Source organism: Aeromonas sp. QDB17 (assembly GCF_027705305.1).
GTDB lineage: Bacteria > Pseudomonadota > Gammaproteobacteria > Enterobacterales > Aeromonadaceae > Aeromonas > Aeromonas caviae.
This window is the reverse complement of record NZ_JAPDBP010000001.1, coordinates 126,934-140,202: the sequence shown is the minus strand read 5'-3', so window position 1 is coordinate 140,202 and position 13,269 is coordinate 126,934. Positions and strand designations below refer to the sequence as shown.

Below are 13,269 nucleotides of genomic sequence, written 5' to 3'. Positions count from 1 at the left end.
CAGCTACACCCTGAACGACAACGGGGCGCACCCGACGGCGGACGGCAACAACAGCCTGTTCGAAGACTTCGCGGTGAGCCTAGTGGACAGCGACGGTGACTCGGCCTCGAACACCCTGAGCGTGCAGATTGTGGACGATGTGCCGACGGCGGTGAGCGACGTCAACCTGACGGCGGCGAGCGAGAACAACCTGGTCCTCAATGGCAACGTCATCACCAACGATGTGCAGGGGGCGGATGGTGCGGCGGTGACCGCGGGCACCCTGAGCGGGACCTACGGCAGCCTGGTGCTCAATGCCAACGGCACCTACACCTACACCCTCAACCCGAACGACGGGGACTTCAAGGCGCTGACCGGGGGCGGGGTGGGCAGCGAAGTGTTCACCTACACCCTGACGGATGCGGACGGAGACGTGAGCACGGCGACCCTGACCCTGACCATCAAGAACGACGATGACGGGGTGACCATCACCAACCTGACGCCCAAGGGCGTGGGCGGGGATGCGAAGGTGTACGAAGACGACCTGCTGGCGACCCGCGGCGAGAACGAATCGGCGGGGTCGGACAGCAGCAAGGAGTCGACCACGGTGACGGGGGACTTTACCATCAGCGCGCCGGACGGAGTGAAGACCCTGAGCGTGGGTGGCATCAACATCGTGGTGAACGGGGTGGTGGCGGGCTTCCCGCTGAGCGGGGTGACCACGCCGCTGGGCAACACCCTGACCATCACTGGGTACAACCCGGCGACCGGGCTGGTGAGCTACAGCTACACCCTGAACGACAACGGGGCGCACCCGACGGCGGACGGCAACAACAGCCTGTTCGAAGACTTCGCGGTGAGCCTAGTGGACAGCGACGGTGACTCGGCCTCGAACACCCTGAGCGTGCAGATTGTCGATGACGTGCCGACGGCCAACGATGATGCTGACAGTGCCACTGAAGGTGTGTTCACTCCGGTGACGGGTAATGTCATTACCGGGGCGGGGACCATCGGCGGCACAGCCGGTGCCGGGGTGGACGTCATGGGGGCGGATGGTGCGGCAATCAGCCAGGTCGTGAGCTCGAACGGCAATTCAGACAGTAATCCTGCCGGTGGATTCACTGTGACCGGGCTGTATGGGACGCTGACCATGGGGCTGGATGGCGAATACAGTTATACGCTCACGGCGGCATCGGTTCCCGTGGGGGCCTCGGAGGTATTTACCTACACGCTCAAAGATGGCGATGGTGATACGGATCCGGCAACTCTGACCATCAATATTGCTCAGGATACCCGTGTCCCTGTATTGACCATCGGCAATGCGACGGTTGATGAGGAGGGACTGCCTGAGGGGACGGCCGCCAGCGGTAATTCGGAGATATTCAATGGCAGCTTCACCATCAACACCCAGGGGGAAAATCTGACTACCTTGACCATCGGTGGGCAGTCTTACAACTTGACCAGTGGCGGCAGTCAGACCTTGATCAACAATACGGAAGGAATGCTGACGGTAACCGGTGTCAGCGGCCCCACAGCCGGTGTCTACACGGTGAACTATACCTACACGCTCAAGGACAATGTGCTGACTCACAACGTTCAAGGCAACAGTGATACAGCGAATGGTCCGAGTTTCGTCGTGTCGGCTACGGATGCCAGTGGCGACAGTGGCACGGGTAACCTGCAGGTTGTGATCAGTGATGATGCCCCCATTGCCAATGCTGTTACCAATGCAGGCCAGGCGACTCAGGTGCAGAACACGAATCTGATGTTGATCCTCGATATTTCCGGCAGTATGGGTGATCCATCGGGCTATCAAGGCATGACTCGGATGCAGGTGATGCAAAAGTCCGCTTTGGAGCTGCTGGACAAATACAGCGCCTACGGCAGCGTCATGGTCAATATCGTGACCTTCTCCACTTCAGCCGCCAATCCGACCGGGGTGTGGGTCTCGGTCGATGTAGCCAAGGCCATCATCCTTGGCCTTACCCCCAGGGACTCGACCAACTACGATGATGCACTGAACGAGGCAATCAAAGCCTTTGGCGATACAGGTAGACTCGCTAATGCGCAAAATGTCTCTTACTTCATGTCGGATGGTCTGCCAAATGCCAACTCGTTGAGCGGTACCCCCGCCACAGTTCCTGATGGCAACAACTCGCTTGGCGGTGGGAACGGGATCGATGGTGACGGCACGACACTGAGCGGTGAAACCAAGGACTGGGCCGATTTCCTGACGGCGAACAACATCAATTCATACGCGCTCGGGATGGGCTCGGGAGCGACCCAGTCTGCACTGGATCCCATTGCCTACAACGGGGTCAGTGGTGCCAGCCCGGCGAATACCACCGCAGTGGTGGTGACTGACTTCAGCCAACTGACCGCGACTCTTTTGAGCACTGTGGTAGCTCCGCCCCTGGCAGGACAACTGATCAACGGGGTAGCAGCGAGTGCTGGGGCCGACGGTGGCTGGCTCAATGCCATTACCGTGGGCGGGGTGACTTATACCTACAACCAGAAGACGGACTCCGCTGGCGTCTCGGGAGGAACATCAGTCGGGACTTTCAATACAGCGACCAATGAATGGACCATTACACTTGCAGGCGGCATCCTCAAGGTGGATATGGACAACGGCGCCTACACCTATACTCCGCCGACATCCATTCCGGTCGGGGGGATAAACCAGGTCGTGGGTTACAGTGTGATAGACAATGATGGGGATACTGCGTCCAGCACCTTGTCCATCGTTATCAACCCGGCGGTCGGTCCTACCGTGGTTCGTGATGACTTTATCATCACCAACCAGGACCCGGCGACCATTCCGGATTGGGCTCTGCTTGCCAATGACACCGGGCCTCTGGCTGCGACCCAGATGATCACGGGCGTCTCGGGAGCCGTTGGAGGGACCGTCACAGACAATGCAGGCTCGGTAACATTTGATGATACCTCCGGCAATGCGACTCCCAACTCTTACGAGGGTTCGTTCAACTACACCAATAGCACGACCACAGATACGGCCAAGGTGTATGTGGATGTGCAGAGCGGTTTGACACTTACCGGGAGCTATCTCGACGAGATCCTTATTGGGGGATCTGGAAACGATACGCTCAACGGCAATGCCGGGAACGACATCCTGCTTGGGGGGCTCGGCAACGACACCTTGAATGGCGGCAACGGCAATGATACGGCCAGTTACTTCGACAGCGCTGCTGGGGTCACGGTCACAGTCAATGGCGCCAATCAGAATACCGGAGGGGCAGGGACAGACAGCCTGAGCAACATGGAAAACCTGGTAGGGTCCATGTTCAACGACAGCCTGACCGGCGATGGCAATGCCAATGTCCTGAGCGGACTGGCAGGTAACGACATCTTGAGTGGTGGTGGGGGCGACGACCTGCTGATTGGGGGTACCGGCAGTGATACCCTGACTGGTGGGGCTGGCAAGGATACCTTCAAATGGATGGCAGGTGATGCAGGAGGCACGGATACCATCAAAGACTTCACCACGGGGGCCAATGGAGATGTCCTGGACCTGAGTGAACTGCTCAGTGGTGAGCATGCCGATGCGAGCACACTGGATCACTACCTTACCTTTGCTTCTGGTCCGGGCAGTGGCAAGTCGACCCTGACCATTGATCTGGATGGAGCGGGAAGTGGCACCACGACTCATACCATCCTCTTTGACAACGTGGATCTGACGGCCGGTAAATCTAATCTGCAGATCATTCAGGATCTGCTGGATCAGGGCAACCTCAAGGTCGATCCGTAAGCAGGGTATGGGGGCCGGGTGTGCCCGGCCCCTGTTATTTGACGGAGTGGGCAGATAAGATAGCAGCAGTATCAGGAGAGGGTCACCATGCAGTCATTCAACTGGGTCGACATCGACGGCATTCGCTACAGCTGGAACGGGCAGGACAATATAGTCTGCACCGGCCGCTTTGGTTATCAGGCCACGATGACGGGTGACACGCTCAATGGTCTGGAGCTGGAGAGCGAAGATGGTGAGGTGGCGGGGTTGCTCAATGTGGACTTTGCAGCCTCTCGTATCAGCTTCACTCCAGCAGAGGATGCGCCCCTGCCCCACATGATGGTGCTGGTCGGCCATGAGTGGGGGCAGCAGGAGTATTCGTTGCAGAGCCTGAGCGATACCTCCTTGCAGGGGTTGCTCAGCCACGGTGAGGAGCTTGACTGGGGGGCGCTGGCCGTCGTGACGACGTCCGAGCCGAATCTGCCATCACAAGGTCATGTTCTGTCGTGGGATTCGTTCCACTTTGAGGATGAATCGCTGTTTGGCAGCCAGGCGCCTGCTCCTGTGATGACAAGCCATGGCAATTCAGGAGGAGGGGAGATCAGCATCAATATCGACATGACCAATCAGGTGCTGGACCAGATACCGCCGACACACGATATATGAATCCCAATCGACGACATGCATAATGACCTCCATCTAAATGATGGAGGTTTTTTTATGTGGCGTCCCCTTCTTACCCTGTCCGCGCTGGTTGTCAGTGCTCCGTTGCTTGCCATCGAGGTTCCCCAGGCCCCCCATCTGGTCGTCAGTGGCTATGCGGAGCAGAAGGCCGAACCAGACATGCTGACGCTCAATGTCGCCGTCACGGCACTGGAGAAGCAGGGCATCAAGGCCAAACAGCAGGTAGATACCAAGGTAGCTGCCTTCTTTGGCCAGCTTGAGAGCCTGGGCATCAAGCGCAGCGACGTCGAGGCGGGCAACCTGGTGATCTCCCCCGAGTATCAGTATCCCCAGAACAAGCAGCCTGAAATGGTGGGTTACCGTGCCCAGCGCCAACTGGCCGTCAAACTCTATCAACTCGACAAACTCAGCCAGTTGATGGATACCGCCCTCAAGGCGGGTCTGGAGTCCGTGACCCAGATAGAGTACGGCCTGAAGTCACCACAGGTCATCAAGGAGCAGGCCCGGCTTGGTGCTGTCGCTGATGCCACGAGCAAGGCGGAGTCCCTGGCCAAGGCTTTCGGCATGAAGCTTGGCAAGGTGTATAGCGTCGAATACCGCAACAGTTCCCCCATGCCGGTCTATACCCGTGCCATGAAGGCTGCGGCAGCCCCTGCAGCCGACATGATGGAAAACAGCTATCAACAGCAGCAGATCAGCATCACTGACAATGTAGAAGCCGTCTTCCTGCTGGAATAACACAGCCCCTTTGTCCATCACTCAAACCCGAGGCAACCCCTCGGGTTTGTCATTGCAGGGGCTGGCAGGACAAGTGAGCCGCGAATTGGGTCAGGTGAAACGGGAATGGAATAAAAAATGCCGGTCAGTGACCGGCATTTTTGCTGGAGAGGGATGATGCCTAGCCCAGGTTGGTAGCCAGCTTGCGTTGGCTCTTCTGTTTGAGCAGATAGCCGATACCGAGTACCAGGACCCAGGCCGGGATCAGCTCGACCGAGATGCGGGTGCCGTCGTTCATGTACATGATCACCAGGATGGCGGCCATGAAGGCGAGGCAGAGGTAGTTGCCAAACGGGCTCCACAGTGCCTTGAACTTGGTGGTGACGCCTTCTGCAGCCTTCACCTTGCGGAACTTGAGGTGCGCCAGGCTGATCATGGCCCAGTTGATGACCAGGGCGGAGACCACCAGAGACATCAGCAGACCAAAGGCCTTGCCCGGGATCAAATAGTTGATGAGCACGCACAGCAGGGTGGCCGCGGCCGAGATGGTGATGGCGGTCAGGGGCACGCCGCTCTTGTTGGTCTTGAGCAGGGCCTTGGGGCCGTTGCCCTGCTTGGCCAGGCCAAACAGCATGCGGCTGTTGCAGTAGACGCAGCTGTTGTACACCGACAGCGCGGCGGTCAGCACCACCAGGTTAAGTACGTTGGCTACCAGGTTGCTGTCGAGCGCATGGAAGATCATCACGAACGGGCTGCCGCCTTCCACTACCTTGCCCCAGGGATAGAGGGAGAGCAGTACGGTGAGGGCACCGATGTAGAAGATGAGGATGCGGTAGATCACCTGATTGGTGGCCTTTGGGATGCTCTTCTCGGGATTGTCCGCTTCCGCTGCCGTGATGCCGACCAGCTCCAGACCGCCGAAGGAGAACATGATGAAGGCCATTGCCATCACCAGCCCGCCGACGCCGTTGGGGAAGAAGCCACCCTGGGCCCAGAGGTTGCTGACCGTGGCCTCGGGGCCACCGCTGCCGGAGAACAGCATCCAGCCGCCGAATCCGATCATGCCGAGAATGGCGACCACCTTGATGATGGCGAACCAGAACTCCATCTCGCCGAACGCCTTGACGTTGGAGAGGTTGATGGCGTTGATCAGCACGAAGAAGAAGGCCGCCGACATCCAGGTCGGGATCTCGGGCCACCAGTACTGGACATAGATACCGACTGCCGTCAGCTCGGCCATGCTCACCAGTACATAGAGCACCCAGTAGTTCCAGCCGGAAGCGAAGCCGGCGAAGTCACCCCAGTACTTGTAGGCAAAATGGCTGAATGAGCCGGCAACCGGCTCTTCCACCACCATCTCGCCCAGCTGGCGCATGATGAGGAAGGCGATGAAGCCGCCGATGGCATAGCCCAGCAGCACCGCAGGGCCCGCCATCTTGATGGTGTCGGCAATGCCGAGGAACAGGCCTGTACCGATGGCACCGCCCAGTGCGATAAGCTGGATATGGCGGTTTTTCAGACCGCGCTTGAGCTCCTCGCCGTGTTGTTGAAGATCCATGCTTCCTTCCTTACGTCGCTGAAATCACTCGGCTCGCGTCCCGTCAGCCACAGCACTTCCTCTGCCTGGCGCGGCATCTTGTGCCGAAAACGTGACGAAATCCGTATTTATATCGTTACAGTTTGCCGCTGGCTGTTTTTTGTAGCGGCTACCAACCCGAGCAGAATAGTGATAATCGACCGTCCATGCACCTGTTTTCCTCATCATTGGCTGCTATTTTGTGCGCCATGCAGGTTTTTCATGATCTGGAAAGGGGTTTTGAGAGTGATTGCTGATTTTGTGTTCGGGTGGATTTGCGCCTGTTGACGCGAATTGGTTTTTATGATTCTTTTGCCCTTTGATAAAAAGGGACTCATATGATGGAGCGTATAGTCGGTGGCCTGGTGATGGCCGTGCTCTGGCTCGGGATCTGGCTCTCCCCCATGTTGCTGACGATGGCGATGAGCAGCCTTGTTGTCTGGGGCTGGTTGGGAGCGGATTACCTGGTGAACCACGTCGCCATGGTGCTCATCCTTGCTGCCGGGATGGGGTTGGTGCCAGCCTGCTGGCTGAGCGAGCGAGTCCGCAAGGGGAGGGGACTCATCCATTTTCACGGCATGTTGATGAACAACAAGGAGCTCAACAAGCCCTGAGCCTGCTTGCCCCGCGAGTGATGGGATGCCAGCGATGATGCTGGCATCATTTTTTCATCCTGTTTCTCTGTTTCGTTATCTTGCCACTCATCTATTTCATGGTGCGTTGTGCTGTCACAGCCTTGCAGGTTAGCAGAGCTGGCGGCGAAGGCCGGTTGCTTCCAGGATCTTGGCGCTGATCTCCTCGACCGAGTGGGAGCTGGTATCGAGGAAGCGGATCGCCTCCTGGCGGAACAGCCTCTCGACGCTGGCCAGCTCCTGTTTGCATTGATCAAGCGAGGAGTAGCGGCTGTTGGCGCGGCGCTGGTTGCGGATCTCGTGCAGCCGCTGCGGCATGATGGTGAGGCCGAACAATTTGTGGCGATTGGCCTTGAGGGCGGCGGGCAGCTCCAGCGATCCCATGTCCTGCTCGATAAAGGGATAGTTGGCGGCGCGAATGCCAAATTGCAGTGCCAGATAGAGGCTGGTCGGTGTCTTGCCGCAACGGGAGACCCCGATGAGGATGATGTCTGCCTCGTCATACTCCCTGGTGGTGATGCCATCGTCGTTGGCCAGCGCAAAGTTGACCGCTTCGATGCGATCGTCGTAAAGCTTGCGGTTTTCCATGCCATGGGTGCGATGCAACCTGGGTTCGGCCTTGATACCGAGCTCCTGTTCGAGAGGGCTCACGAAGGTGTTGAGAAAATCGTGGCTGCTGGCCTGGGCCTTGAGCACCTCTTCACGCACCATGGGGTCGACGATGGTGTGAAACAGGATGGGGCGCACCCCGGTCTGGCGAAACTGCTCGTCAATGCGTGCCCGTACCTGGCGCGCTTTCTCCTGGGTCTCGACAAAGGGGATGGTGACCTGCTCGAAGGCCAGGGGAAACTGGCTCAACACGGCGTGGCCGAAGACTTCGGCGGTGATGGCGGTGCCGTCGGATACATAGAATACGGTGTGCACTGCGGACTCCTGTGGTGCGCTCCAGGGGGCGGCGAGAAATAAGTATCTCTCGAAACCATATCGTTTTTGTCAACAGATCTGCCATGCCCAAGTTGTGAACTCGCTTGCAAACCTGAGTCGTTACCTTTTTGTGTCGCTATTGTAGAATGCCTGTGTCAAACGACCATCCCCAACTCTTGCTCGGGGATTTTTTTGACAATAAATAGAAAACGTTTTCATGGTCGTTGGCAACAGACACTAACAAAAACACACGACTTGGCACAGCAGGTGAATTGTCACCCTGGCCCCCCAACCTGGAGACATGCAAATGCAACAGTACGTACTCTGGTACGAACAGCTCGGTATGCAGGACGTTGAACGCGTCGGCGGCAAGAATGCATCCCTTGGCGAGATGATCAGCAACCTCTCGGGGGCCGGCGTGTCCGTGCCGGGCGGGTTTGCGACCACGGCCTTTGCGTTTAACGAGTTTCTGGAGTTAAGCGGCCTCAACGGCAAGATCCATGACCTGCTCGACAGTCTGGATGTGGATGACATCGCCGCCCTCAACCGGGCCGGTCAGCAGATCCGCGACTGGGTGGTGGAAGCGCCCTTCCAGCCCGCTCTGGAGCAGGCGGTGCGCGAGGCCTACGACAAGCTGAGCGCGGGGCTCGAGGCATCCTTTGCCGTGCGCTCCTCCGCCACCGCGGAAGACATGCCGGATGCGTCGTTTGCCGGTCAGCAGGAGACCTTCCTCAACGTGCGCGGTATCGATGCCGTCATGACGGCCATCAAGCATGTGTTTGCCTCTCTGTTCAACGATCGCGCCATCTCCTACCGGGTCCATCAGGGCTATGACCACAAGGGGGTCGCACTCTCCGCCGGGGTGCAGCGCATGGTGCGCTCGGATCTCGCCGCCTCCGGCGTCATGTTCACCCTGGATACCGAATCCGGCTTCAACGACGTGGTCTTCATCACCGGCGCCCAGGGCTTGGGCGAGATGGTGGTGCAGGGGGCCGTCAACCCGGACGAGTTCTATGTGCACAAGCCGACCCTCAAGGCCGGGCGCCCTGCCGTGGTGCGCAAGACGCTGGGTTCCAAGCTCATCAAGATGACCTACTCCGGGGATGCCGGTCATGGCCGTCAGGTGAAGGTGGTCGACACCACCGATGCCGAGCGCAACCGCTTCTGCATCACGGACGAGGAAGTGATGGCCCTGGCAAAGCAGGCCCTCATCATCGAGCAGCATTACGGTCGTCCGATGGACATCGAGTGGGCCAAGGATGGTCAGGATGGCAAGCTCTACATCGTTCAGGCCCGTCCGGAAACCGTGCGTAGCCGCCAGGAAGCCAATACCCTCGAACGCTTTGCCCTCAAGCAAACCGGCAAGGTGCTGATCGAGGGGCGCGCCATCGGCCACAAGATTGGCGCGGGTCCGGCCCGTGTCATCTCCTCCATCAGCCAGATGGATGAAGTGCAGCCCGGCGATGTGCTGGTCACCGACATGACCGATCCGGATTGGGAGCCCATCATGAAGCGCGCTTCCGCCATCGTCACCAACCGGGGTGGACGCACCTGCCACGCCGCCATCATCGCCCGGGAGCTCGGCATTCCGGCAGTGGTGGGTTGCGGCAACGCCACCGACCACATCCAGGATGGTCAGCTCATCACCGTCTCCTGCGCGGAAGGGGATACCGGCTTCATCTATGACGGCGAGCTCGACTTCGACGTGGCGGTGACCGAGGTGGGCAACATGCCGCGCCTGCCCATCAAGATCATGATGAACGTCGGCAATCCGGACCGCGCCTTCGATTTTGCCCAGTTGCCGAATGCCGGCGTGGGCCTGGCCCGCCTCGAGTTCATCATCAACCGCATGATCGGGGTCCACCCCAAGGCGCTGCTGGAGTTCGATCAGCAGACCCCGGAACTCCAGGCCACCATCACCAGGATGATCGCGGGCTACGAGAGCCCCAGGGAGTTCTACGTAGCCAAGCTGACGGAAGGGATCGCCACCCTGGCGGCCGCCTTCTGGCCTGAGAGGGTCATCGTGCGGATGTCGGACTTCAAGTCCAATGAGTACGCCAACTTGGTGGGGGGCCGTGGTTACGAACCCCATGAAGAGAACCCCATGATCGGTTTCCGTGGCGCGTCGCGCTACATCGCCGACAGCTTCCGCCCCTGCTTCGCCCTCGAGTGCGAGGCGATGAAACGGGTGCGGGATGTCATGGGGCTGACCAACGTCGAGGTGATGATCCCCTTCGTGCGTACCCTGGGTGAGGCGGAGCAGGTGGTGGAGATACTGGCTGAGAACGGCTTGCGCCGTGGCGAGCGCGGCCTGAAAGTCATCATGATGTGCGAGCTGCCCTCCAATGCGCTGCTGGCGGACAAATTCCTCGAGCACTTCGACGGCTTCTCCATCGGCTCCAATGACATGACCCAGTTGACCCTGGGGCTGGATCGGGACTCCGGGCTCATCGCCCACCTGTTCGACGAGCGCAACGAGGCGGTCAAGGCACTGCTGGCCATGGCCATCGCCGCCGCCCGCAAGGCGGGCAAGTACGTGGGGATCTGCGGCCAGGGGCCGTCCGATCACCCGGACTTCGCCGCCTGGCTGGTCGAGCAGGGGATCGATTCCGTGTCGCTCAACCCCGATACCGTGGTCGACACCTGGCTCTATCTGGCCGAGCAGCATAAGGCCGGCTAAACCCGTCCCCGCTTTTTGATGACACGGCGCCGCAATGGCGCCGTTTTTGTCTGCGCCCCCCTTTTTCTGTTACAAGGGGAATGAGCAAGGCGCTCCGCACCCATCACAGGACGATCCCATGACCTCATTGCAGTGGCAATCCGCCACCCTGGCCCTGCGTGGCCACCACACCCTGGTTATTCCCGAACTCTGTCTCACCCCGCAGGCCTGCTGGGCCTTCGTCGGCAGCAACGGCAGCGGCAAGACGGCGCTGGCGTCGGCCCTGTGCGGCGAGCTGGTCGTGCGTGCCGGAGCGGTATCGGGTCGAGTCCGGGCCGAGCGACTCTCGTTCGAGTCGCAGCAACAGCTGGGGGAGCTGGACTGGCAGCGGCGCAATACCGACATGCTGGGGGAAGAGGAGGAGGCGGGGTATCGGGTATCGACCCTGATGCTGGAGGCAGGGGGTGAGGAGCATGAGGCCCGCGCGCTGCTGGCCCGTTTTGGCATTGAATCCCTGTGGGAGCGCCCCTATCGCTACCTCTCGAGCGGGGAGGGGCGCAAGCTGCTGCTGGCCCGGGCCCTGCTGGGGCGACCCGAACTGCTGGTGTTGGACGAACCCTTCGATGGTCTGGATCAGGGGGCCAGGGCTTCTTTGATGATGTTGCTGGCCGACCTGGTGTCAGAGGGGCTGCGCCTGGTGGTGATCGTCAACCGTTTTGACGAGATCCCCCCCTTTGCCACTCACCTCGGCCTGCTCGGCGAGTGTCGTCTGCTGCTGGCGGGGGAGCGCGAGGCGGTGCTCGGCAGCCAGGAGGTGGCCCAGCTGGCACGCGCCGAAACGGTATCCCCCCGTTTGCCGCCACCGCTGACGACACCCGAGCCCTTGCCTCCCGGCCCTCGGGTCGTCATGAAAGCCATGCGTATCGCTTACGGGGATCAGGTGATCATCGATGGGCTCGACTGGACCATTGACGAGGGGGAGCACTGGCAACTGGTGGGACCGAATGGCGCTGGCAAGTCGACCCTGCTCTCCCTCATCACCGGAGATCACCCGCAAGGTTACAACAATGAGCTCCATCTGTTCGGACGGCGGCGGGGCAGCGGCGAGAGCATCTGGGAGATCAAGCGCCACATCGGGATCGTAAGCCCGGCGCTGCATCTGGACTATCGTGTCAGCTGCCCGGTGCAGACAGTGATCCTCTCCGGTTTCTACGACTCCATCGGGCTTTATACCCGGCCGGGAGATCGTCAGCTGGCGCTGGCCAACCAGTGGCTGGCCCTGCTAGGGCTGGCCGATCAGGGGGCGCAGCCTTTCCACTCTCTCTCTTTCGGTCAGCAGCGACTGGTGCTGATCGCCCGTGCCCTGGTCAAACATCCGCCGCTGCTCATCCTGGACGAACCCCTGCAGGGACTGGATCCCCTCAACCGTCACCTGGTGCGGGAGATGGTAGCGCGCCTCGTGGGCGAGGGAACCCAGCTGTTGTTCGTTTCCCATCATGCCGATGATGCGCCCCCCGGTCTGACCCACAGGCTGAGCTTCGTGCCAAGGGAGGAGGGGGGATACGACTATCTGCAGGAGCGTCTGGGGGGCTGAGCCGCCCGGGCGGCATGGTCAGAGAGGGGCTGGTTCGGCGAGGAGCGGCGGCATCCCCAGCAGCGTCCACCACAGCCCGAAGAAGAGCATGATCCCCAGCCAGAGCCAGGCAAGATAGTGACGGGTGGCCGCCATCCCCGTCACAGTCACCATGAGTGCCGCCCCGAAGGCGATGAGGGCGAACAGAAAGGGCGCCATGTTGTCCATCATAGCGGTCATTTCACCAGGGAGAGGATCTGGCGAAATGCCGGATGGCGGCAGTCCCCCATCAGCTCATAGAGGCACATCTCCACCGACGTCAGCGCAGCTCCCCTGGCCGCAAGCTGGCCGATGGCGAGATCCCGGTTGACAGCGCAGCGAGACGACACCGCATCCACCACCAGCGAGACCCGGGCGCCGCTGGCCAGAAGCCCCAGCACGCTCTGGTAGACGCAGATATGGGTCTCGATGCCACATACCAGCCAATGCTCGACCCCGCTCTCGGCCAGCGCGGTCGCCACAGTGGGCTCCCCCAGGGCGCCGAAGCTGTATTTGGGCAGCACAAGATCGCCTGCCTGCAGCGATTGCAATTCGGGCACGGTGGCACCGAGCTTGTCCGGGTTCTGCTCCAGCCAGAGCACCGGCAGGCCCAGCGCCCGGGCCCCTTGCACCAGCCTGGCGGTATTGGCAATCAGGGCGTCGCTCTCCTCGACCAGGCGGGCCAGTTTGCCCTGGATATCGACGACCAGCAGGCCGGTGGTGTTTTGCTCAAGCATGAAT

Annotated in this window: 10 protein-coding genes; 6 read left to right on the top strand and 4 right to left on the bottom strand. The window is 60.3% G+C overall.

Features of this window, described 5'->3' with window-relative positions; genetic code table 11:
- The 3 genes from OKC41_RS00590 to OKC41_RS00580 all read left to right on the top strand — a co-directional run.
- A partial coding sequence (locus OKC41_RS00590; protein WP_270671577.1) for a type I secretion C-terminal target domain-containing protein occupies positions 1 to 3,745 on the top strand: 3,745 nt, incomplete at its 5' end.
- 87 nt (positions 3,746 to 3,832) lie between these two features.
- Positions 3,833 to 4,390 carry a hypothetical protein gene (locus OKC41_RS00585; RefSeq protein ID WP_010675157.1) on the top strand — a complete coding sequence of 186 codons (558 nt, stop codon included), beginning with the start codon at positions 3,833 to 3,835 and terminating at the stop codon, positions 4,388 to 4,390.
- Between the two features lie 54 nt (positions 4,391 to 4,444).
- Complete coding sequence (locus OKC41_RS00580) at positions 4,445 to 5,146, top strand: SIMPL domain-containing protein (protein WP_010675156.1); 702 nt, start codon at positions 4,445 to 4,447, stop codon at positions 5,144 to 5,146.
- A gap of 160 nt (positions 5,147 to 5,306) precedes the next feature.
- Here the strand turns inward: OKC41_RS00580 and OKC41_RS00575 are convergent, their stop codons facing one another.
- The gene (locus OKC41_RS00575; RefSeq protein WP_010675155.1) at positions 5,307 to 6,683 is read right to left on the bottom strand and encodes an amino acid permease; all 1,377 of its coding nucleotides are present in this window, start codon (positions 6,681 to 6,683) and stop codon (positions 5,307 to 5,309) included.
- A gap of 356 nt (positions 6,684 to 7,039) precedes the next feature.
- Between OKC41_RS00575 and OKC41_RS00570 the strand changes: the two genes are divergently transcribed.
- Entirely contained in the window at positions 7,040 to 7,315 is a 276-nt protein-coding gene (locus OKC41_RS00570) for a hypothetical protein (RefSeq protein WP_080770124.1), read from the top strand.
- A 129-nt stretch (positions 7,316 to 7,444) separates the two neighbouring features.
- On the opposite strand, the gene OKC41_RS00565 is transcribed toward OKC41_RS00570, so the two are convergent.
- The gene (locus tag OKC41_RS00565; RefSeq protein WP_010675153.1) at positions 7,445 to 8,257 is read right to left on the bottom strand and encodes a pyruvate, water dikinase regulatory protein; all 813 of its coding nucleotides are present in this window, start codon (positions 8,255 to 8,257) and stop codon (positions 7,445 to 7,447) included.
- Between the two features lie 307 nt (positions 8,258 to 8,564).
- Here OKC41_RS00565 and ppsA point away from each other — a divergent pair, with 307 nt between their 5' ends.
- Both ppsA and modF read left to right on the top strand, forming a co-directional pair.
- Positions 8,565 to 10,937 (top strand): phosphoenolpyruvate synthase, encoded by a 2,373-nt coding sequence (gene ppsA / locus OKC41_RS00560; RefSeq protein ID WP_048207926.1) that lies wholly within the window; start codon positions 8,565 to 8,567, stop codon positions 10,935 to 10,937.
- A gap of 118 nt (positions 10,938 to 11,055) precedes the next feature.
- Positions 11,056 to 12,510 carry a molybdate ABC transporter ATP-binding protein ModF gene (modF, locus tag OKC41_RS00555; protein WP_201893684.1) on the top strand — a complete coding sequence of 485 codons (1,455 nt, stop codon included), beginning with the start codon at positions 11,056 to 11,058 and terminating at the stop codon, positions 12,508 to 12,510.
- 18 nt (positions 12,511 to 12,528) lie between these two features.
- Here the strand turns inward: modF and OKC41_RS00550 are convergent, their stop codons facing one another.
- Positions 12,529 to 12,708, bottom strand: coding sequence for a hypothetical protein (locus OKC41_RS00550; RefSeq protein ID WP_223918067.1), 180 nt, complete (start codon positions 12,706 to 12,708; stop codon positions 12,529 to 12,531).
- A 17-nt stretch (positions 12,709 to 12,725) separates the two neighbouring features.
- The gene (locus OKC41_RS00545) at positions 12,726 to 13,265 is read right to left on the bottom strand and encodes an isochorismatase family protein (RefSeq protein WP_201893685.1); all 540 of its coding nucleotides are present in this window, start codon (positions 13,263 to 13,265) and stop codon (positions 12,726 to 12,728) included.
- Between the last annotated feature and the right edge of the window lie 4 nt (positions 13,266 to 13,269).

Excerpts from the sequence above, each read along its gene's own strand:
- ppsA (WP_048207926.1), top strand. The coding sequence starts at position 8,565 with ATGCAACAGTACGTACTCTGGTACGAACAGCTCGGTATGCAGGACGTT.
- OKC41_RS00580 (WP_010675156.1), top strand. The coding sequence starts at position 4,445 with ATGTGGCGTCCCCTTCTTACCCTGTCCGCGCTGGTTGTCAGTGCTCCG.
- OKC41_RS00570 (WP_080770124.1), top strand. The coding sequence starts at position 7,040 with ATGATGGAGCGTATAGTCGGTGGCCTGGTGATGGCCGTGCTCTGGCTC.
- OKC41_RS00550 (WP_223918067.1), bottom strand. The coding sequence starts at position 12,708 with ATGGCGCCCTTTCTGTTCGCCCTCATCGCCTTCGGGGCGGCACTCATG.
- OKC41_RS00585 (WP_010675157.1), top strand. The coding sequence starts at position 3,833 with ATGCAGTCATTCAACTGGGTCGACATCGACGGCATTCGCTACAGCTGG.
- modF (WP_201893684.1), top strand. The coding sequence starts at position 11,056 with ATGACCTCATTGCAGTGGCAATCCGCCACCCTGGCCCTGCGTGGCCAC.
- OKC41_RS00545 (WP_201893685.1), bottom strand. The coding sequence starts at position 13,265 with ATGCTTGAGCAAAACACCACCGGCCTGCTGGTCGTCGATATCCAGGGC.
- OKC41_RS00575 (WP_010675155.1), bottom strand. The coding sequence starts at position 6,683 with ATGGATCTTCAACAACACGGCGAGGAGCTCAAGCGCGGTCTGAAAAAC.